Raw genomic sequence first — 19480 nt, 5'->3', positions numbered from 1 at the left:
CAGACTGTGCTGGCGGCGCCGCTGGCGGACTTCGTCGCGCCCAAGATCGAGTACAACGAGCTGATGCCGTTGTTCGTGATCTTCGGTGCGGCGTGCCTCGGCGTGCTCGTCGAGGCGTTCCTGCCGCGGGCCTGGCGGCACCTGGTCCAGGTGGCGATCACGGTCGTCGCCCTGCTGGTGGCCGGCGTACTGACCGTGCTGCTGATGGCCGACGACACCAAGCTGATCGCCGCTCAGGGCGCGATCTCGGTCGACGGCCCGGCGCTGTTCACCTGGGTGATCCTGCTGGCCCTGACGCTGATCAGCGTGCTGCTGTTCGCCGAGCGCTCGATCGACGGTGGCCTGTCGGCGTTCGCCGGCCAGGCGGCCGCGATCCCGGGCAGCGAGGCCGAGCGCGAGGGCACTGCGGCCCGGGTCGAGCACAGCGAGGTCTTCCCGCTGACGCTGTTCGCGATCGGCGGCATGATGCTGTTCGCGGCCTCCAACGACCTGCTGCTGCTGTTCGTCGCGCTCGAGGTCTTCTCGCTGCCGCTGTACCTGCTCTGCGGGCTGGCCCGGCGCCGCCGGCTGATCTCGCAGGAAGCGGCGATGAAGTACTTCCTGCTCGGCTCGTTCGCCTCGGCGTTCCTGCTGTTCGGCATCGCCCTGCTGTACGGGTACGCCGGCACCATGTCGCTCGGCGGCATCGCCGACGCGCTGGCCACCAAGACCGGCGGCGACGCGATCCTGCTGGCCGGAACCGCCCTGCTCGCGGTCGGCCTGTTGTTCAAGGTCGGCGCGGTGCCGTTCCACTCCTGGACGCCGGACGTCTACCAGGGCGCGCCGACCCCGGTCACCGGGTTCATGGCGGCCTGCACCAAGATCGCCGCGTTCATCGGGCTGATGCGGGTCTTCTACGTCGCCCTCGGCGGTACCCGGTGGGACTGGGCGCCGATGATGTGGGTCGTCGCGATCCTCACCATGGTGGTCGGCTCGATCGTCGCGATCACCCAGACCGACGTGAAGCGCATGCTGGCCTACTCGTCGATCGCGCACGCGGGCTTCCTGCTCACCGCGTTCGTCGGCCTGGCGCAGACCGGCAGCGGGGTGACCAACGGGATCACCTCGACCCAGGCGGTGCTGTTCTACCTGGTCACCTACGGCTTCGCGACCGTCGGCGCCTTCGCCGTGGTCACGCTGGTCCGGGACGCGGGCGGCGAGGCCACCCACCTGTCCCGGTGGGCCGGGCTGGGCAAGAAGTCGCCGCTGCTGGCCGGCATCTTCGCCATTTTTCTGCTCGCTTTCGCCGGCATCCCGCTGACCTCGGGCTTCACCGGCAAGTGGGCGGTGTTCACCGCGGCCTGGACCGGTGGCGCCTGGCCGCTGGTCGTGGTGGCGGTGCTGTGCAGCCTGGTCGCCGCGTTCTTCTACGTCCGGGTGATCGTGCTGATGTTCTTCTCGGACCTGCCGGAGGACGCTCCGGACGTGGCCCTGCCCGGGTGGCAGACCACGGCCGCCGTCGCGCTGGGTCTCGCCGCCACGGTGGTGCTCGGTCTGGTTCCCGGACCGGTGCTGGACCTGGCGGCCCGCGCGGGTGAGTTCATCCGTTGAGTCCGACTCCGCTGCCGGCGCAGAGCCTGGGATTCGCGTTCGCCGACGAGGCGCTCGAGTCCCGGGTCCGTGCTGGGCTGGAACGGGTCGAGCAGGCGCTGCGTGACTCCACCCAGTCCGAGGCGCCGTTCGTCACCCAGGCCGCACAGCACGTCATGGTGGCCGGCGGCAAGCGGTTCCGGCCGCTGCTGGTCCTGCTGGCCGCGGAGTTCGGGCCGCGGCCCACGGCCACCGAGGTGGTCGACGCGGCCGTCGTGGTCGAGCTGACCCACGTGGCGACGCTGCACCACGACGACGTGATGGACGAGGCCGCGCTGCGCCGCGGCAGTTCCACGGCGAACGCGGCCTGGGACAACTCGGTCGCGATCCTGGCCGGCGACTGGCTGTTCGCCAAGGCGTCCGACCTGGTCGCCTCGCTCGGCCCGGAGGCGGTCCGGATCCAGGCCCGGACCTTCGGCCGGCTGGTCGAGGGCCAGATCCGGGAGACCCTCGGGGTCGGCGAGGGCCAGGACCCGCTGGCGCACTACCTGTCGGTGGTCGCCGACAAGACCGGTTCGCTGATCGCGACGTCGGCGCTGTTCGGGGCCCGGTTCGCCGGCGCCCCGGCCGAGGTGCAGGAGGCGTTGCGGGCGTTCGGCGAGGAGATCGGCACCGCGTTCCAGCTGGCCGACGACATCCTCGACGTCACCTCGGAGTCCGGCCAGTCCGGCAAGACTCCCGGCACCGACCTACGCGAGGGCGTACCGACCCTGCCGGTGCTGATCTTCCGCGCCCAGGCCGACCCGGCGAAGCCCGAGGACGCCCGGCTGCTGGAGCTGCTCGACTCCGACCTCACCGACGACGCCCGCCTGGCCGAGACGCTGGCCGCCCTGCGCGTGCACCCATCCCTCCAGCAGGCCGAGGAAGACGTTCGCCGCCGCGCCGACGACGCCCGCAAACTGCTCACCGACCTGCCCGAGGGCATCGCCCGCTCCGCCCTGGAATCCCTCTGCGACCTGGTGGTCACCCGCTCCGTCTGACCCCACCCACCCGCCCCCGCCGCCACCTGCACCCGCCCGCCGCCGCACCTCCGCACCCCCCGCATTTTGCGGGGATAACCCCGCAAGTTGTGGGTTCACCCGTCGTCATATCGGGGGATAACCCACAACTTGGCGGTCAGAGGGTGGGGGTGGGGGCGGCGGGGGTGAAGGTGAGGTGGTGGAGGTTGTTGGCCTGGGGGCGGGTGAGGACCACTGCTGAGGCTGCGCCCGGTACGACGTGGCTGGGGTCGACCGAGGCGAGCTCGACGAGTCGGGGCCAACGTCTGCTGTGCTTGGCCATGCTGCCGGCGCGTACGACGCGGTTGCGCGCCCGCTGTCCCAGCCGGGCCACGTCCTCCGGCACGTCCAGCATGATCAGGTGGACGGCCAGCCCGTTGTGCGACGCGGCCCGGCCGATCAACTGCCGCACCCACGGTCTCGTCGCGCAGTCGTGGATGACGAGCGGCCCGCCGTCGCGCATCGCCCGCAGCACCTGCACGTAGTACGCGAGGTGCATCAGTGGGCGCCAGAGCGGGTACGGGATCGCGCCGAGCGCCGGCTTCCACCGTGCGCGGACGGCGGCGGAGTCGAGCACTCGGACGTCGCTGCCGGCCGGGAACAGCCGGGCCAGCAGCGTGCTCTTGCCGGCTCCGGGAATCCCTGCCAGCACCACGAGCGAGTCCGCCGGGTAGCGCAGTTCGCCCGGGTCCGGATGCCCGGCCCGGTGCACCTCCGGCGCGACCATCAACTCTGTCAACGGAACTCCTTTCCTGGCCCGCAGCTCGCCGGTGACACCCGGACGTCCGCGCGGACCTTTCCATCGACAACGGCGGAGACCGCGAGCGGCGTTCCGCGAAACGGCGCGCGGGCGATAAGAAGCTGCTGTGAATCCGCTGAGAGCCACGTCCGATCCGTTCAAGACCGCGGCGGCGACGGCCGGATAGCGTCGCGGTCATGACGTCGATGACCCGGCACCTCAGCACTGTTGTCGATCGCCCGGCGGAGGTCGTGTACGACTACGCCTCCGACCCGGCGAACCTGCCCGCGTGGGCCGCCGGACTGAGCAGCTCGGTCGAGCGCGTCGGCGACCGGTGGTTCGCCGACTCGCCGATGGGCCGGATCGAGCTCAGCTTCGCGCCCCGCAACCCCTTCGGTGTGCTCGACCACACCGTGACGCTGCCGACCGGCGAGGCGACGTACAACCCGATGCGGGTGATTGCCGACGGCACCGGCTGCGAGGTCGTCTTCAGCCTGCGCCGCCGGCCCGGGATGACCGACGCGGAGTTCGAGGCCGACGCCACCGCAGTACAAGCCGACCTCGAAACCCTGAAAACCCTGCTGGAGAAGGACTGACCCGTACGCGCGCCCTGTCTATCCGCGCCGCCCACCGAATCTGAACCCGGCCCCGCCACTACCGCAGCCCACACCCGCCGAGGCCGCGCCCGGCCCGCCACCATCCGAACTCCGTACCCCACCTATCCGAATCCCGCACCCATCCCACCCACCATCCGAATCCCGCACCCCTCGCACCCCTCGCCCGATCGGCCCGCTTTGAGCACGGGCCAGTCGCCGTTTGAAGCTTGTGGTGACTGGCCCGTGCTCAAAGCGGGGTGGGATGGCCGGTGGAGGTGGAGGTCGCGGGCGGGGTTGCGCGGCACGGGCGGGGCCAGTGTTGTCGGGGCAGAGGCGAGGGTGGCCGGGGCCGGGTGGAGGCGAGGGTTGCCGGGATCGGGCGGCGGCAGGGCGGCGGGGGTTTGCCGGAGTGCGGGACTTTGGGCATCGGCTGGTCATCGGTGAAGGCGGTTGGTGGCTGGGTGGTGCTCAAGGTGGGGCGGGGTGGCTCGGGGTTTGCCGGAGTGCGGGACTTTGGGCATCGGCTGGTCATCGGTGAAGGCGGTTGGTGGCTGGGTGGTGCTCAAGGTGGTGCGGGGGTGGCCGCGGGCCTCGGGGGGTCGGCTGGCGGTAGGGGAGTGACGGGGTGCTCATCCGCTCCAGTGCGCCGAAGAAGAGGGCCGGACTGCCTCGCGTCGGCAGCCGCGTCCGAGCGCGACGAGGAAGTCGCGGGCCTGCGAAGGATCTGCTCGAACGTCCGCAGGGCCTGCTCCAGCGGGAGTACGGGGCTCAGCGGTTCTTCCAGGTCGGGCTGTCGACGTAGTGGTTGTCGAACTGGTCGCTGGTGGTGGCGAGTACCGCGGGGTCGGTCTCGCCGCGGTAGACGCCTTCGAGCAGGCGGTAGTAGTCGAAGCGCGGCTTGGCGTGGGTGAGTACGAAGAGCACCTCGGTCTGGTCGCCGCCGGCCGCCTCGAAGGCGTGCGGCGTGTTCGGCGGTACGACGAGGAAGTCGCCCTGGTCGAGCGTGATCAGCTGCTCGCCGGTCAGTACGCGCAGGCTGCCGGACAGGATGTAGAACAGCTCGGACGCCTCGCGGTGCAGGTGCGGGGGAGCACCTTCCTTGCCCGGCTGGAAGACCGACCGGTGGCTGGTCAGGTGGCCGTCGGTGGCGGGGGTGTCGGCGAGCAGCGTGACGCCGCTGGCGCTGAGCACCTCGGCCTGGGCGGCGCGGACGACGATCGGGGTGGTGGTCATGACAGTGCTCCTTAATTGGATATTGGATGTCCAGAATCGAGTCCTGAAACAGCTCAGGACTTCAGGTTGGCGAACCAGGCGCGGGTGCTCTCCGGCGACCGCGGGAACTGCCGCTCGACGTCGGCGACGATGTCGGCGATCGTGCGGGCGGCCAGTTCGCGCCGGTAGACCAGCTCGGCCTGGCGCATCGCCTGGGAGATCAGGCAGGTCGTGCGGTAGTCCTCCCGCGGGTCGGCGCCTGGTCCGGCCTTGAGGATCTCGGTGCAGCGGAACGCCTCGTCGGGTCCGTCGATGGCGACGACGATGTCGAGCAGGGTGATCCGGTCGGTCGGCCGGGCGAGCTGGAAGCCGCCTTTGGGGCCGGAGGTCGAAGAGAGGATTCCGGCCCGGGTGAGCGCTTGCAGCTGCTTGTTCAGGTACGCCGTGGGAAGCTCGTAGAAGGCGGCGAGCTTCTTGGCCGGCAGTGCCTCGCCGGGCATCCAGCTGAGGTTCACGCAGGTGTGCATGCCCCACTCGACGCCCTCGTTCATCTTCATAACCTAGATACTAAATGTCCAGGATCAAACCGTCAAGACCGCGTCGAGCGACCGGCGCTTGCTCCGACGTACCGGGCATGACGCAGCAAACGAGCACAGACGATGTCATCGCCCTGCCGCCGGTCGCCGACCGCGCCGCGTTCGAGGCCGAGGTCGCCCGGTTGCGGGCCCGGGAAAAGGCGCTTACGCGGGAGGAGGTCGCGATCGCGGCGGACCGTCGCCGGCTACCGATGGTCGAGGTGGACGCGACGCTGGAGCTGACCGGCCCGGACGGACCAGTCACCCTGCTCGACGCGTTCGAGGGCCGCAGGCAACTCATCGCCTACTTCTCCATGTGGCATGCCGGTCACCCCGCCCACGAGCAGTGCGCGGGCTGCACCTGGTGCAACACCCAGGTCGCCGAACTGGCCTACCTGCACTCGCGCGACATCACGTACGCCGTGTTCTGCCAGGGTCCGTACGCCGAGAGCAGCCGGTACCGGGACTTCATGGGCTGGACCATGCCGTGGTACTCCGCCGAGCCCTCCACGGAGAAGCTGCTTGTCGGGCGGGTCGTCGGCATGATGCACCTGGTCTGCTACGTCCGTGACGGTGACCGGGTGTTCGAGACGTACTGGACCACCGGTCGCGGCGTCGAGGTGATGGACAACAGCTACGCGCTGATGGACCTCACCGTGTACGGCCGGCAGGAACCGCACGAGGACTCCCCGAGTGGCTGGCCCCAGTCGTGGCGCAACGGCGACGGCGCCCACTACCACCGCATGAACGGCCGCCCCATCGCCCAGTGGTCCCGCGTGGAAGCCGGCCGCTCGGACGACCTCGGCACAGCAGGTCCGGCTCAGGTGAACCTGCACCACTCACCAAAGCCCGCCTAGTGCTCGACACGCCGCCTCCGCGGCGCTCGGGGCGGGTTGGTGAGTGGTGCAGGTCCTGGCTGGGGAGCGACGACGCCGTCGCTCCCCAGCCGGCCAGCGGTTCGGACGTCAGCTGCCGACGCGCCCGTTGTCCTTGCGCCACACGCAGGAGATCGCCGGTCGCGGGAACCGGTCGGTGTGCGGCCAGGTCGACGCCGGCTTCTCGAAGGTCGCGTCGTCGGTCTCACCCGGGTGCTGGACCGCGACGAACGCCGTCTTGTCGTCCTCGCTGATCAGCGGGCCGCAGGCCTCCGCGCCGAACGGCACCGACAGGAACTGCTTGACCTGACCACGCTTCGGGCCGGCGACGGGCACGGTGAAGATGCCGTCGTTGGAGCCGAGCACGTTGCCGTCGGTGGAGATCCACAGGTTGCCGGATCCGTCGAAGGCGACGTTGTCGGGGCAGGAGATCGGGCTGACCTTCGACTTGTCGTAGCCGCCGAAGTAGGTCTCCTGCGCGGCCGGGTCGCCGCAGACCAGGAACAGCGTCCAGAAAAAGCCGGTCTTGGCCGCGTCGTCACCCTCCTCGGTGAGCTCCAGGATGTAGCCGTTGCGGTTGCCGGACTTCTCCACCAGCGGTCCGCCGAAGGTGTCCCGCACGTGCGACTTGGCCAGCGGGTTGGCCTCGTCGACCGCGAACGTGCCGCCGCGGTTGGAGTTGTTGGTCATCGCGGCGTACACCCGGCCGTTGACCGGGTTGCGCTCGATGTCCTCGGGCCGGTCCATCCGGGTGGCGCCCACCTTGTCGGCGGCGATCCGGACGTCGATCAGCACGTCGGCGACCGACATGCCCTCGATGAACGACTTCTTGTCCGAGGTCAGCGGGATCCAGGTGCCGGTGCCGTCGTACAGGCCGTCCTCGGCGCCGTCGCCGGTGAACTTGGCGACGTACAGGGTGCCCTCGTCGAGCAGGCCGAAGTTGCGCTTGCGGTTGTCCGGGTCGTACTTGCCGGTGGAGACGAACTTGTAGACGTACTCGCCGCGCTCGTCGTCACCGAGGTAGACCGCGATCCGGCCGTCGGCGGTGATCGTGGTGGTGGCGCCCTCGTGCTTCATCCGGCCGAGCATGGTGAGCTTGCGCGGCGTCGCCCGCGGCTCGTACGGGTCGACCTCGACGATCCAGCCGGCGCGGAACGCCTCGGTCGGGTTCTTGCTCAGGTCGAAGCGCGGGTCGACGATGCTCCACTGGCGCGAGGACTTGGTCACCGTCGTCGGGACGCCGTACCGCTTGTAGCTGGTCGCGTACTCCGCCGGCACCGTGCCGGTCACGTCGAAGTAGCCGTTGAAGTTCTCCTCGCCGGACAGGATCGTGCCCCACGGGGTGACGCCGCCGGCGCAGTTGCCGAAGGTGCCGTAGGCAACCTTTCCGACGCGCTGGTCGGCGGCGGCCGGGCCGGACACCTCGAACTTGGTGGCGGCGGTGATCCGCCGGTTGTAGCGGCTGCCCTGCTTGTCGCGGCGCCACTGGCCGCTGCGGCCGACGCGCTCGATCTGGACCACCGACATACCGTGCGCGGCGATGCCGATCTTCGCCACCGTCTTGGCGTCGTACCGGCCGGTCGGCAGCATCAGCTTCTCGTCGGTGTACTCGTGGTTGCAGACGAGCAGCGCCTTCCGCTCGTCGCGCAGCGGCACGATCATCGTGTAGTCGTTGTTGTAGCCGAACTGCTTGGCCTGCGCCTCGGGCGTCAGCCGGTTCACGTCGAACCGCGGCGCGCCGTACTCGACCGGGTCGCCCCAGGCGATCATGACGGCCTGCTCGTAGCCCTTGGGCACGACGATGTCGTCCTTGCGGTTCGGCGGGACCACGCTGTGGGTCAGTTCACCCTGCGGGCCACCGAAGCCGGGGAAGGCGCCGTTGCCACGGTCGCCGCTCGCGGCGGTCGAGAAGTCGGCGGCGGCGGGCACGTTCGCGGCCAGTGTGGCGACACCGGCGACAGCGGCTCCGGCGGCACCGGCCTTGAGCATGTTGCGCCGGGAGAAGGCGGTCTGCAGCACGGTCTGGATGTGCTCGTTGCCGGAGGTGTTCGGCTCGGGGTGGTCACACTGGTTCGCGCACTTCAGCTCGCAGGTGCGGAACGACCGGGACCCGTGACGGGTGCCGATCTGGCTGATCAGCGGCAGCAACTTGGGGCTCACTCGCGGTACTCCGGTTCTCGCGTGAAGGGGTTCAGCAGTCGCCGCGAGGCTAGGGATCCGAAGCGGGAACGGGGTGAAGGTCAGGTGAACGTCACAAGGCTTAGGTTGACCTCAGTAGCGAAGCGCTGTGGAACGATCACGCAGCGGTAGCAGCGACCTCGAGCGAGACCGTCCGCCGGCGGCGCGTCAACCCGTCCAAGGTGAACAGCACCAGTGCGATCCAGACCAGCGCGAACCCGGCCCAGCGCATCGACGACATGTGCTCGTGGAACACCAGCACCCCGACCGCGAACTGCATGATCGGCGCGATGTAGTTCAGCAGGCCCAGCGTGGTCATCGAGATCCGGGTCGCGGCCGCACCGAACAGCAGCAGCGGTACGGCGGTGATCGGCCCGGTCAGCAGCACCAGGACCAGGTAGCCGGGTCCTTGCCCGGTCACCGTCGACTGCCCGTGCAGCGCCATCACCACGATCGCGATCAGCGCGACCGGCGCCATCGTGGCCGACTCGACCGCCATGCCCTCCAGCGCCCCGGCGCCGGCCTTCTTCTTCGCCAGCCCGTAGAAGCCGAACGACAAGGTCAGCGCGAGCGCGATCCACGGCGGCTGCCCGGCCTCGATCGTCAGGCCGACGACGGCGACGAAGGCGATCGCCAACGCGGTCCACTGCAGGACGCGCAACCGCTCGCCGAGCACGAAGACACCGAGCAGCACGGTGAACAACGGAGTGATGAAGTAGCCGAGCGAGGTCTCCACGACCCGGTTCTGCTCGACGCCCCAGATGTAGACGCCCCAGTTGACCGAGATCAGCACAGACCCGGCGATCAGCGGCCACCGGCGGCGCGGCTCGGCCAGCAGTGCCCGGACCTGACCGAAGCGACGCAGTACGACGACGAGCAGGGCGATCGTGACCAGCGCCCAGACGATCCGGTGGGCCAGCAGCTCGATCGCGCCGGACTCGTCGAGCAGTCGCCAGTACAGCGGGAAGAGGCCCCACAGCAGATAGGCGCTCAACCCCTGGATGAACCCTCTGCGCTGTTCCGGCACGGTGGCAGTCTAAGCGCGGAGTCAGGGACGTCCAACATTTTTGCTCATGACGTGAGATCGGACCGGGGGCAGCGCTGGTGCGATGGGGTTGGATGGACAGTGAGCACGAGGAGGCGTACGTGAGTGTGAGGACCGGTCTGGTCTCGGTGACGTTCCGGCAGCTGGGCGTCGAGCAGGTCGTCGAGGTCGCGGCACAGGCGGGGCTGGCGGCGATCGAGTGGGGCGGTGACGTGCACGTTCCGCTCGGCGACCTTCCGGCCGCGCGCAAGGCTCGCGCCCTCTGCGAGGACCACGGCCTGGCCGTCGCGGCGTACGGGTCCTACCTGCGGGCCGGCAGCGTCGACCGCGAGGAGATCCGGACGGCGGTGACCACCGCCGCCGAGCTCGGCGCACCCCGGATCCGGGTCTGGGCCGGCACGGTCGGGACCGCCGAGGCGGGCGTCGGCGACCGGATGGCGGTCACCCGCGGCCTGGCCGAGCTGGCGGACGTGGCGGCCGGGGCGGGCCTGGAGATCGCGATGGAGTTCCACCGCGGCACGCTGACCGACGAGGTCGACTCCACGATCACGCTGCTGCTGGACGTCGGCGCGCCCAACCTCACGACGTACTGGCAGCCTCCGGTCGACCTGGACGACGCTGCCTGCCTGGCGCAGCTGGAGTCGCTGATGCCCTGGCTGAGCACGGTCCACGTGTTCTCCTGGTGGCCGTCGAACAACCGCCTCCCGCTGTCCGGCCGGGAGTCCCTGTGGCGCCCGGTCCTGCAGCGCCTGGCCGCCGAGCCCCGGGAGATCAACGCGCTGCTCGAGTTCGTCGCCGACGACTCGGTCACCCAGCTCGCCGCCGACGCCGCCGACCTGCACGCCTGGGTCTGACCGCCTGCCTACTTCACGGGGGTGTAGATCCCGAGGATCAGCTTGCCCTTGGTCGGGCTGCCTCGGGTGATCTTGAGCGTGAGGGTCGTGCGAGGGCCGGGCCAGTGGCCGTCGGTGGACATGTCCCACCGGGGGCTGACGACCCCGCCGTGGTCGGTGCTGAGCATGGCTTGGCTGGACAGTCCGTCGAGCAGGCCGGACACGACTCCGGTGCCGCCCAGTGCGGAGCTCCCGTAGGTCACCAGGAACGGCGTGTCGGCCGGCGTACGGAGGGAGACCTCCCGGGTGCCGGCGGCGTCGACGGCCTTGATCTCGGCGAGTTCGTACGTCGTGCCGAGGTACTCCGTCCGCTCGTCCACGGCGACGTCGTCGTAGACCCGTTGCGGGCCCTTCTCGTAGACGGCGAAGCCGATCCGGGCGCCGGGTACGGTCACCTCGCGCCCGGCCTTGTCGACGAGTGTGACGGTCACGGCCACCGTCTCGCCGGGTGTGCCGACGCCGCCGATGCTGCCACCGGGGACCTTGCCGAGATCGGTCGAGAAGGCCGTGCAACTCGAGATCCGCGTCACGCCGTCGACGAGCACGCGCAGGTCGTAGCGGAAGTCCGGGACGCTGTCGTTCGCGGTGCAGAACTCGTGCACGGCGATCGGTCGGCCGGTGGCCGAGAAGCTGCCGGAGAGCTGGTTGACGCCGGGCTTGCCGCCGGCCGCGGCGAGCAGCGTGTCCCCGCCGACGGTGCCGCGGAACCGGAGTCCGTTCTGCTCGCGATCCCCCGGGCCCGGGGTCGGTGTCGCCTGGGTCGCGCCGGGCAGGTTGCGCTTGGCGGCGCGGTACAGGCCCACGCCGAGCTGCGCGCTGCTCGCCTCGATCACGCGGCCGTCGTCGTCGGTGAGCTGCACGGTCACCGTGGTCGGCTGGTTCAGCGGTACGTCGAGCCAGAGTGGCGAGTCCGGGCGGAACAGGGCGCCGTTGTACGGATCGCTCCCGGCTCCGCCGCACGCACCGGTGGCGGCGTTGCGACCACCGATCTGGACGGCGTACCGGGCGGTGCCTGGCGCGGCGCAGTAGGCGTACACCGCGATGTTCTGGGTCGTCGGCGTCCAGCTGAAGCTGCCTCTGGTCTCACCGAGGTTGCCGACCCAGGCCTTGTCCAGCCGGTCGGCGCCGAGCGTGCCGCTGATCCTCACCGAGTCCTTGACGTAGTCGGGCGGGGTGCTGTCGGCCGGCTCGGGGCCGGTCGTGGTCAGGCCGGGCGCGAGAGCGATGCCCAGGGCAACTACCGCGGCGAGGGCGGTGACCGAGCCGGCCACCCGGCGGCGCCTCGTGGTGCGGATCCGGCGCCGTACGCCGGGCAGCAGGTCGGGTGTCTCGACGGTGCCGGCACGCTGGGAGAGTTCGTCGCGCAGGTCGGTGAGATTCATCGCGAGGTCTCCTCGTCGGCGAGAGCGGCGGGGCGGGCGGCATCGGCGGAGCGGACAGTGGTGCGGCCGGTGGCGGGGCCGGGCTCGACCAGGTTGGGGTCGAGCCGGAGCTTGGCGAAGGCCTTGCTGGTCTGGCTCTTCACCGTGCCGATCGTGCAGCCGAGGATGCGGGCCGTCTCGGCCTCGCTCAAGTCCTCGTAGTAGCGCAGTACGACGACCGCGCGCTGCCGGCGGGGAAGCTGCTGCAAGGCGCGCCACAGATCCGTGCGCTCAGCCGTGCCGGCTCCGTCCGGTCCTACGGACTCGGGCAGGTCCTCGGTCGGCTGCTCCCCGTTCCACCGGCGGCGCCACCAGGTGGCGTAGGTGTTCACCAGCACCTTGCGCACGTACGGCTCCGGGTCGCCACCCTCGATCCGCGACCAGGCGAACCACACCTTGGCCAGCGCGGTCTGCAGCAGGTCCTCTGCCAGCGCGTGGTCCTGGGTGAGCAGGTAGGCGGTCCGCAGCAGTCTGCCGGACCGCGCGAGCACAAACGCGTCGAAGCTGTCCGCACCGGTCACCGATCGCCCCGTTTCACCGGCACGCAGCGTGAGCGTGCTCTCATCGATGGTCACATGATGGCTGACCAGTCGACCCGTGAGATTGGTTGCCTGTTGGGCGAAAAGTTTCCGGTGAGGACTGGTCAAGCGGTAGATAGTGGCGCGAAACTGGCCCGGACAGCGCGATCCGCCCCTACCGCGTCCCGGAGGTCCTCCGATGTCCGTTCGAACGTTCCTGTCCAAGCCACTGCCCAGAGTGCTGGCGATCCTGGCCCTGTTCGCCGCCGTCGCCGGTACGGCGGTCACCACGCAGGTCGTCACCGCCACCAAGGCCCACGCCGACGGCTGCTACACCTGGAGCCGCACGCTCAGCGAGGGTGCCAGCGGCGAAGACGTCCGCCAGCTCCAGGTCCGCGTCGCCGGCTATCCCGGGTACGGCGGCCACCTCGCGGCCGACGGCGCCTTCGGGCCGGCCACCAAGGCCGCGGTGACCCGGTTCCAGCAGGCGTACGGCCTGGCCGCCGACGGCATCGCCGGCTCGGCCACCTTCAGCAAGCTCTACGCGCTGCAGGACGACGACTGCACCCCGATCCACTTCACCTACGCCGAGCTCGACGACGGCTGCGGCGGCTCCGGGTACGACGGCGGCCCGCTGTCCGAAGCCGCCACCCGGGCGAACGCGCTGCAGACCATGTGGCAGCTGGAGGCGCTGCGGCACGCCCTCGGCGACCAGCCGCTGACCGTCACCAGCGGCTTCCGCAGCTACTCGTGCAACAGCTCGGTCGGCGGCGCCAGCAACAGCCAGCACCTGTACGGCCGGTCGGCCGACCTGGTCGGTGTCCACTCGCTGTGCACGCTGGCCAAGCAGGCCCGCTACCACGGCTTCGGTGGCATCTTCGGCCCGGGCTACGCCGGTCACAACGACCACACGCACCTCGACATCCGGACCAGCAACTCCTGGGCCGCCCCGAGCTGCGGGATCTGACCGTACGCCGGACGCGCCGGCTCAGCTGGTCGGTACCAGCTGAGCCAGCGTGACCCCGGCGGCCCGGTCCAGGTGCTCGGCGGCCAGCCCGGCCGCCCGGGCACCGAGCACGTCGAGCTCCAGGTTGTCGCCGATCATCAACGTGTCGGCCGGATCCACCCCGAGCTGCCGGCAGGTCAGCAGGTACGCCTCCGGCGCCGGCTTGCTGCAGCCGAGCGTCTCGGTGGTCGCGACCACGTCCACCAGCGGCGCCAGGCCGATGGCAGCCAGCTTCTTGTTCTGCTGGACCGTGCTCCCGTTCGTCAGCACGCCGACGCGCCAGCCGTTGCTGCGAGCAACTTCCACCGCCGGCCGGGCGTCGGGGAAGGCCGACCAGCTGGCCTCGTAGTGGCGAAGGTAGCCGGCGAAGACGTCGTCCAGTTCCGCGTCCTCGGCGGGGACCTGCTGGCCCAGCAAGGGCAGGAACGCCCGCAGCCGCGCTCGGCGCTGCCCCTGATGCGTCGTACGCCCGCTCAGCCAGCCGTCGTAGGCGATCCGCTCGATGGCGAACCAGTGGGCGATGAGCTCGTCCGACCACGGCACACCCAGTTCAGGGACCCACGCGCGCAGTCCGGTGACGGCCGACGCGCTGTGGTCGAACAGGGTGTCGTCGAGGTCGAAGATGACAGCTTTCACGCCCGGACCACCGAGTCGCGGTTCAGCTCGCGGTGGTTGGCGTAGCCGGACAGAGCGAGCGTGAGGTCGAGCTCGGCCAGCAGGCAGCGCAGGACGTGCTCGACGCCCGCCTGGCCGGCCAGCGCCAGGCCGTACAGGAACGGACGGCCGAGCAGGACGGCCTTCGCGCCCAGGGCCAGTGCCTTGGCGGCGTCGGCGCCGGTCCGGACGCCGGAGTCGAAGAGCACGGTGACCTGCTCGCCGACGGCGTCGGCGATCGCCGGCAACGCGTCCAGCGCCGCGATCGCGCCGTCCACCTGACGGCCGCCGTGGTTCGAGACCACCAGACCGTCGACGCCGTGTTCCGCGGCCAGCTTCGCGTCGTCGACCGAGGTGATGCCCTTCAGCACGATCGGGCCGTCCCAGTTGTCGCGCAGGAAGGACAGCTCGTCCCAGCCCAGCCCGACGTTCGGGAACATCTGCGCCCAGTGCATCACCGCGGCCGCCGGATCCTCGGCGACCGGCTTGGCCAGCTTGGCCCGGAACGCCGGATCGGTGAAGTAGTTCGCCAGCCCGTCACCCTTGAGGAACGGCAGGAACCCGCGGTCCAGGTCGGCCGGACGCCACCCGATGGTGCCGGTGTCCAGCGTCACCACGAGCACGGCGTACCCGTTGGCCCTGGCGCGTTCGAGAAAGCTCAGGCAGACGTCGCGGTCGGTCGGCCAGTACAGCTGGAACCACTTGCTCGCGGCCTCGATCTGCTCGAACGCATGGCTGGCCTGCGTGCTGTGCGTGTAGGTGAGCCCGAGCGCGTCCGCGGCCCGGGCGGTCGCCAGCTCACCGTCGGGATGCGCGAGCGTCTGCACACCGATCGGCGCGATCACCACCGGCGCCGGCATCTTCGTCCCGAGCACGGTGCAGGACAGGTCCCGCTCGGTCGACCCGCGCAGCATCCGCGGCACCAGCCGCCAGCGCTCGAACGCGGCCAGATTGGCCCGCGCCGTCGCGCCGCTGCCGGCACTCGGCACGATGTAGCCCATCGCTTCCGCGGACAGATTCGCGGCGGCCTGCGACTCCAGCCGGGACAGGTCGGTGGTGATCTCCGGGCGGGTGTCCTGGAACATCCCCTGCACGTAGATCGCAAGCTGGTGGTCACCGAAGTTCGCCATGGCGGGATGTTTTCACGGATCGGTGGTCGGGGGACCGAGTCGGGGGGTGTGGAGGGGGTGAGGGATCAGGTCGCGACCCGCCATCGCGAGCTTGAGGTCGTCCTCGTTCTGCGCCGGCCATGAGCGACGGCGGCGTGCACTGCGATCAGCGGGCCGACGTGCTCGTACTGGTCGGTGAACGCGCCGGTCCGCGGTGACAGCAGTGTGGTCGTGGAAGGTGATGGTTCAGTTTCCGGAGCCGACGATGGCGGTGACACGGATCTCCACGCGCATGGTGGCGAGGCCGAAGACGGTGACGCCGGTCTCGGTCCAGATCGGCGCGCGGCCGCCGAGGCGCCGGCGGAACTGCTCGGCCATGACCGTGTTGTGGTCGTCGCCGATGACGTCGTCTCCCGGGGCGACCTTGTGGTAGGAGTTGACGTGGATGACGTCCTTCCAGGTCGCGCCGACCGTGGCGAGCGTGCGCTCGACGTTGTCGAAAGCCCGGACGATCTCGTCCTCCAGCGAGTCGGGGATGACCAGATCGTCATCCACCCCGGCCTGGCCGGAGATCTCGACCCGGTCGCCGACGCGGACGGCGCCGCTGTAGCCGAGGGCGTCGTGCAGCTTCTGGCCGAAGCCCGGAGTGATGCCGAAGGTGACGGTGCTCATGATGCCTCTTCTTCCTGTCGCGGGTGTCACGTTCGCTCGGCTATGAGTTCACGCGTAAAGTGAGGCTAGCAGGTGATGACTTCAAGCTCAAAGTGATAGCGGCGTCGTCGGAGGGCGGAAAACATTCATGAGCAGCACGGGTGAGTCCAGCAGCGGTACCGGGAAGGGCGAGGGTGGTGAGGACGTGCGCTGGCTCGATGAGCAGGAAAAGGCGGCCTGGACGGGGCTGATCTCCCTCGTCCTGCTGCTCCCCGGCAAGCTCGAGTCGCCGCTGCGGCAGGAGCATGGACTCACCCTGTTCGAGTACCTCGTGCTCAGCCACCTCTCCGAGGCGCCGCAGCGCAAGCTGCGGATGGGAGAGCTGGCATTCCTCGCCAGCGGATCGCTCTCCCGTCTGTCCAACGTCGTCAAACGCTGCGAGCAGCGCGGCTGGGTCGTACGGTCACCCGACCCGGCCGACGGCCGGTACACCCTCGCCGCACTCACCAACGCCGGCTTCGACATGGTGCACCTGGCGGCACCCACCCACCTGCGCTCCGTACGCCGCATCGTCCTCGACTCGCTCACCGCCACCGACCAGAAGAACCTCGCCCGCATCGCGCAGAGACTCCACATCGTCCCCGACGACATCGGCTGACAGTCGTTCCCCCGCGGCGACCCGAGGTGAGCGGGCACCGAGATGCCGGGCCTGTTGCCGGCCAACGTGCGACGAAGCAGGCCGCGTGGGGCGACGTGCCGTCTCCAGCACAGTTTCGGCCCCACCAACCCCGATGCGACAATCAGGCGTGACAACTTCGGTGACTCCTGACACCCGCTCCCGTCACGTCGGGCTGGCTCTGCTGGCGCTGGCGACCGGTGGGTTCGCGATCGGGACGACCGAGTTCGTCACGATGGGTCTGCTGCCGCAGATCGCCGACGGGGTGGACATCTCGATCCCGACCGCCGGGCACGTCATCTCGGCGTACGCGGTCGGGGTGGTGGTCGGGGCGCCGCTGATCGCCGCGCTCGGTGCGCGGACCGGGCGGAAGCGGTTGCTGCTCGGGCTGATGGCCGTGTTCGTGCTCGGCAACCTGCTCTCCGCCGTCGCCGGCAACTATGAGCTGCTGATGGCCGCGCGGTTCCTCACCGGCCTGCCGCACGGCGCGTTCTTCGGCATCGGCGCGGTGGTCGGCGCCTCGCTGGTGGCAGCGAACCGGCGGGCCTGGGCGGTCTCGATGATCATGGTCGGCCTGCCGATCGCCAACATCGTCGGCGTGCCCGCGTCCACGCTGCTCGGGCAACGGTTCGGCTGGCAGATGCCGTTCCTGCTGGTCGGTGTGCTGGGGACGCTGACCCTGGTCGCGGTCTGGTTCTGGGTCGCGCCGCAGCCGGTCGGCAGCGAGGTGAACGTGCGCAGCGAGCTGAGCGCGCTGGCCCGGCCGCAGGTCTGGATGGCGTTGCTGGTCGGCATGGTCGGCTTCGGCGGCATGTTCGCCACCTACACCTTCATCACGCCGACGATGACCGAGCTGGCCGGCTTCAGCGAAGGCGCCGTCACGATCGTGCTGGCCGTGTACGGCGTGGGTATGACCGGCGGCACCCTGGTCGGCGGCCGGCTCGCCGACCGCGCCCTGATGCCCAGCCTGTACGGCGGCCTGGTCGCGGTGACGATCGTGCTCGGCACGTTCGGGTGGCTCGCGCAGAGCAAGCCGGGCGCGCTGCTCGGGGTGTTCGCGATGGGCTTCTCGGCCAGCATCCTGATCCCCGCGCTGCAGACCCGGCTGATGGACGTCGCGCACGAGGGCCAGTCGCTGGCCGCGTCGCTGAACCACTCGACGCTCAACGTCGCCAACGCGCTCGGCGCCTGGCTCGGCAGCGTCGTGCTCTCGGCGGGCTACGGGTACGAGTGGCCGAGCCGGGTCGGCGCGGTCCTCGCCGTCGCGGGTCTCGCGCTGGCGATCGTCTCCGGCGCGATGGACCGCCGGCCGGCCAAGGTCGCCGGCGCGGCCTCGTAGTACCGGCTCGAGGGGCGCGGCGGTACGGCGTACGGCGGAAGCGTCAGGGGGAGACCCGGCGGTTTCCTGACCCGGTCGTCACCGTGTCCTTGGTTGGATAGGGGCATGGCGACGACGATGACCTTGAGCGGGCCCGACCTGGTGCGGCGGCGGGGGCTGCGGCAGATGCGGGCGGTCGCACTCTCGCTGCTCGTGCTCGCGGCGATCGTCTACGTGCTGACTCTGCACCGCGACGGCGCCTGGGGGTACGTGAACGCGGCGTCCGAGGCGGCGATGGTGGGTGCGCTGGCCGACTGGTTCGCGGTCACCGCGCTGTTCCGGCACCCGCTCGGGCTGCCGATCCCGCACACCGCGATCGTGCCGACCCGGAAGAACAGCCTGGCCGAGAGCCTGGAGCAGTTCGTCACCGAGAACTTTCTGGCCGAGTCCGTGGTCGCTGAGAAGATGACGTCCGCGCAGGTGAGCCGCCGGGCCGGGGAGTGGCTGGCCGGCGGCAACCACGCCGAGCGGATCGTCGCCGAAGGCGCTCGCACGGTCGGCGTCGTGCTGCCGAAGCTCGGGGACGCCGACGTCACCGCCTTCGTCCGCAGTTCGCTGCTGCCGCGGTTCGCGCAGGAGCCGTTGAGCCCGATCGCCGGGCACTTCCTGGAGTCGGTCGTCGACGACGGCGCGCACCACGCGTTGTTCGACCTGGTCGTGGACGAGGCGTACGCCTGGCTGCGGGACAACCGCGACACCCTCGCCGACGTGGTCGGGCCGCGGGCGCCGCGCTGGTCGCCGCGCTGGGTCGACTCGCTCGTCATCGACCGCATCCACCGCGAGGCGCTGACCTGGCTGGCCGACGTCCGCGACAACCAGGACCACGCCGCCCGGCAGGCCGTCGACCGGCTGCTCGGCCAGTTCGCCGCGGACCTGCAGCACGACCCGGCGATGATGGAACGCTTCGAGGCGTTCAAGCGCCGGATGCTCGAGCACCCCGACCTCGCCCCCAGCCTCACCGCCGTCTGGGACGCCGTCCGGACCGCCCTCATCGACGCGATCGCGGACCCGTCGAGCACCTTGCAGACCCGCTCGGTCCAGGCGATCCAGGACCTCGGCAAACGCCTGCAGACCGACGACGCCCTCCGGGCCAGGGTCGACACCCGCGCGGCCGAGGCGGTCGGCTACGTCGTCCGCACCTACGGCAGCGAGATCGTCTCGGTCATCTCCGACACCATCGAACGCTGGGACGGCCGCGAGGCCTCCGCCCGGATCGAGCTGCACGTCGGCCGCGACCTCCAGTTCATCCGCATCAACGGCACCGTCGTCGGCGCCCTGGTCGGCCTGGTCATCCACACCGTTAGCGAATTCCTCTGACCAGGTCATA

General features: G+C 70.4%; 19 protein-coding genes. 9 read left to right on the top strand and 10 right to left on the bottom strand.

Annotated elements, in window-relative coordinates:
- The first annotated feature begins 63 nt into the window (after window positions 1–63).
- Window positions 64–1590 (top strand): NADH-quinone oxidoreductase subunit NuoN, encoded by a 1527-nt coding sequence (gene nuoN / locus KFLA_RS31215; protein WP_237706898.1) that lies wholly within the window; start codon window positions 64–66, stop codon window positions 1588–1590.
- Window positions 1587–2609: a polyprenyl synthetase family protein gene (locus tag KFLA_RS31210; RefSeq protein ID WP_012923840.1), complete on the top strand. Its 1023-nt coding sequence runs from the start codon at window positions 1587–1589 to the stop codon at window positions 2607–2609. The genes nuoN and KFLA_RS31210 overlap by 4 nt, the downstream gene beginning before the upstream one ends.
- A gap of 136 nt (window positions 2610–2745) precedes the next feature.
- Here KFLA_RS31210 and KFLA_RS31205 read toward each other — a convergent pair whose 3' ends face one another.
- Window positions 2746–3366, bottom strand: a complete 621-nt coding sequence (locus KFLA_RS31205; protein WP_012923839.1) for an AAA family ATPase — start codon at window positions 3364–3366, stop codon at window positions 2746–2748.
- Window positions 3367–3563: 197 nt separating this feature from the next.
- Here KFLA_RS31205 and KFLA_RS31200 point away from each other — a divergent pair, with 197 nt between their 5' ends.
- Window positions 3564–3962, top strand: a complete 399-nt coding sequence (locus tag KFLA_RS31200; protein WP_012923838.1) for an SRPBCC family protein — start codon at window positions 3564–3566, stop codon at window positions 3960–3962.
- A 768-nt stretch (window positions 3963–4730) separates the two neighbouring features.
- Here KFLA_RS31200 and KFLA_RS31195 read toward each other — a convergent pair.
- Both KFLA_RS31195 and KFLA_RS31190 read right to left on the bottom strand, forming a co-directional pair.
- Window positions 4731–5195: a cupin domain-containing protein gene (locus KFLA_RS31195; protein ID WP_012923837.1), complete on the bottom strand. Its 465-nt coding sequence runs from the start codon at window positions 5193–5195 to the stop codon at window positions 4731–4733.
- Window positions 5196–5248: 53 nt separating this feature from the next.
- Window positions 5249–5731 (bottom strand): RrF2 family transcriptional regulator, encoded by a 483-nt coding sequence (locus KFLA_RS31190; protein ID WP_041289562.1) that lies wholly within the window; start codon window positions 5729–5731, stop codon window positions 5249–5251.
- A gap of 77 nt (window positions 5732–5808) precedes the next feature.
- Here KFLA_RS31190 and KFLA_RS31185 point away from each other — a divergent pair, with 77 nt between their 5' ends.
- Window positions 5809–6606 (top strand): DUF899 family protein, encoded by a 798-nt coding sequence (locus tag KFLA_RS31185; protein WP_012923835.1) that lies wholly within the window; start codon window positions 5809–5811, stop codon window positions 6604–6606.
- Window positions 6607–6714: 108 nt separating this feature from the next.
- On the opposite strand, the gene KFLA_RS31180 is transcribed toward KFLA_RS31185, so the two are convergent.
- Both KFLA_RS31180 and rarD read right to left on the bottom strand, forming a co-directional pair.
- Entirely contained in the window at window positions 6715–8784 is a 2070-nt protein-coding gene (locus KFLA_RS31180; protein ID WP_012923834.1) for a PhoX family protein, read from the bottom strand.
- A gap of 136 nt (window positions 8785–8920) precedes the next feature.
- Window positions 8921–9829, bottom strand: a complete 909-nt coding sequence (rarD, locus tag KFLA_RS31175) for an EamA family transporter RarD (protein ID WP_012923833.1) — start codon at window positions 9827–9829, stop codon at window positions 8921–8923.
- Window positions 9830–9921: 92 nt separating this feature from the next.
- Between rarD and KFLA_RS31170 the strand changes: the two genes are divergently transcribed.
- Window positions 9922–10701: a sugar phosphate isomerase/epimerase family protein gene (locus KFLA_RS31170; RefSeq protein WP_012923832.1), complete on the top strand. Its 780-nt coding sequence runs from the start codon at window positions 9922–9924 to the stop codon at window positions 10699–10701.
- Window positions 10702–10709: 8 nt separating this feature from the next.
- Here KFLA_RS31170 and KFLA_RS31165 read toward each other — a convergent pair whose 3' ends face one another.
- Window positions 10710–12122, bottom strand: coding sequence for a hypothetical protein (locus KFLA_RS31165; protein ID WP_012923831.1), 1413 nt, complete (start codon window positions 12120–12122; stop codon window positions 10710–10712).
- Window positions 12119–12736, bottom strand: coding sequence for a SigE family RNA polymerase sigma factor (locus KFLA_RS31160; protein WP_012923830.1), 618 nt, complete (start codon window positions 12734–12736; stop codon window positions 12119–12121). Before KFLA_RS31160 ends, KFLA_RS31165 begins: the two co-directional genes overlap by 4 nt.
- Before the next feature lie 142 nt (window positions 12737–12878).
- On the opposite strand from KFLA_RS31160, the gene KFLA_RS31155 reads away from it, so the two are divergent.
- Window positions 12879–13646 carry a D-Ala-D-Ala carboxypeptidase family metallohydrolase gene (locus tag KFLA_RS31155; protein ID WP_012923829.1) on the top strand — a complete coding sequence of 256 codons (768 nt, stop codon included), beginning with the start codon at window positions 12879–12881 and terminating at the stop codon, window positions 13644–13646.
- A gap of 21 nt (window positions 13647–13667) precedes the next feature.
- Here KFLA_RS31155 and KFLA_RS31150 read toward each other — a convergent pair whose 3' ends face one another.
- The 3 genes from KFLA_RS31150 to KFLA_RS31140 form a co-directional block, all read right to left on the bottom strand.
- Window positions 13668–14321 (bottom strand): HAD family hydrolase, encoded by a 654-nt coding sequence (locus tag KFLA_RS31150; protein ID WP_012923828.1) that lies wholly within the window; start codon window positions 14319–14321, stop codon window positions 13668–13670.
- Window positions 14318–15469 carry an alpha-hydroxy-acid oxidizing protein gene (locus tag KFLA_RS31145; RefSeq protein ID WP_012923827.1) on the bottom strand — a complete coding sequence of 384 codons (1152 nt, stop codon included), beginning with the start codon at window positions 15467–15469 and terminating at the stop codon, window positions 14318–14320. The genes KFLA_RS31150 and KFLA_RS31145 overlap by 4 nt, the downstream gene beginning before the upstream one ends.
- A 225-nt stretch (window positions 15470–15694) precedes the next feature.
- On the bottom strand, window positions 15695–16120 hold the full coding sequence (locus KFLA_RS31140) for a Rid family hydrolase (protein WP_012923826.1): 426 nt from the start codon (window positions 16118–16120) through the stop codon (window positions 15695–15697).
- A 127-nt stretch (window positions 16121–16247) separates the two neighbouring features.
- On the opposite strand from KFLA_RS31140, the gene KFLA_RS31135 reads away from it, so the two are divergent.
- From KFLA_RS31135 to KFLA_RS31125, 3 genes are all read left to right on the top strand, one after another.
- Complete coding sequence (locus KFLA_RS31135) at window positions 16248–16757, top strand: MarR family winged helix-turn-helix transcriptional regulator (RefSeq protein ID WP_012923825.1); 510 nt, start codon at window positions 16248–16250, stop codon at window positions 16755–16757.
- A gap of 148 nt (window positions 16758–16905) precedes the next feature.
- Window positions 16906–18114: an MFS transporter gene (locus KFLA_RS31130; RefSeq protein ID WP_237706637.1), complete on the top strand. Its 1209-nt coding sequence runs from the start codon at window positions 16906–16908 to the stop codon at window positions 18112–18114.
- A 105-nt stretch (window positions 18115–18219) separates the two neighbouring features.
- Window positions 18220–19470 carry a DUF445 domain-containing protein gene (locus KFLA_RS31125; protein ID WP_012923823.1) on the top strand — a complete coding sequence of 417 codons (1251 nt, stop codon included), beginning with the start codon at window positions 18220–18222 and terminating at the stop codon, window positions 19468–19470.
- The last annotated feature ends 10 nt before the right edge of the window (window positions 19471–19480 follow it).

The organism is Kribbella flavida DSM 17836, from assembly GCF_000024345.1.
Lineage (GTDB): Bacteria > Actinomycetota > Actinomycetes > Propionibacteriales > Kribbellaceae > Kribbella > Kribbella flavida.
Note: the sequence above shows the minus strand (reverse complement) of the source record. Positions and strands in the feature narration are given on the sequence as shown.

What these genes read in the sequence shown, in the direction of transcription:
- nuoN (WP_237706898.1), top strand. Translation starts at nt 64, where the DNA reads ATGCCGTTGTTCGTGATCTTCGGTGCGGCGTGCCTCGGCGTGCTCGTC.
- KFLA_RS31200 (WP_012923838.1), top strand. Translation starts at nt 3,564, where the DNA reads ATGACGTCGATGACCCGGCACCTCAGCACTGTTGTCGATCGCCCGGCG.
- KFLA_RS31195 (WP_012923837.1), bottom strand. Translation starts at nt 5,195, where the DNA reads ATGACCACCACCCCGATCGTCGTCCGCGCCGCCCAGGCCGAGGTGCTC.
- KFLA_RS31190 (WP_041289562.1), bottom strand. Translation starts at nt 5,731, where the DNA reads ATGAAGATGAACGAGGGCGTCGAGTGGGGCATGCACACCTGCGTGAAC.
- KFLA_RS31185 (WP_012923835.1), top strand. Translation starts at nt 5,809, where the DNA reads ATGACGCAGCAAACGAGCACAGACGATGTCATCGCCCTGCCGCCGGTC.
- KFLA_RS31170 (WP_012923832.1), top strand. Translation starts at nt 9,922, where the DNA reads ATGGACAGTGAGCACGAGGAGGCGTACGTGAGTGTGAGGACCGGTCTG.
- KFLA_RS31165 (WP_012923831.1), bottom strand. Translation starts at nt 12,122, where the DNA reads ATGAATCTCACCGACCTGCGCGACGAACTCTCCCAGCGTGCCGGCACC.
- KFLA_RS31155 (WP_012923829.1), top strand. Translation starts at nt 12,879, where the DNA reads ATGTCCGTTCGAACGTTCCTGTCCAAGCCACTGCCCAGAGTGCTGGCG.
- KFLA_RS31145 (WP_012923827.1), bottom strand. Translation starts at nt 15,469, where the DNA reads ATGGCGAACTTCGGTGACCACCAGCTTGCGATCTACGTGCAGGGGATG.
- KFLA_RS31140 (WP_012923826.1), bottom strand. Translation starts at nt 16,120, where the DNA reads ATGAGCACCGTCACCTTCGGCATCACTCCGGGCTTCGGCCAGAAGCTG.
- KFLA_RS31135 (WP_012923825.1), top strand. Translation starts at nt 16,248, where the DNA reads ATGAGCAGCACGGGTGAGTCCAGCAGCGGTACCGGGAAGGGCGAGGGT.
- KFLA_RS31125 (WP_012923823.1), top strand. Translation starts at nt 18,220, where the DNA reads ATGGCGACGACGATGACCTTGAGCGGGCCCGACCTGGTGCGGCGGCGG.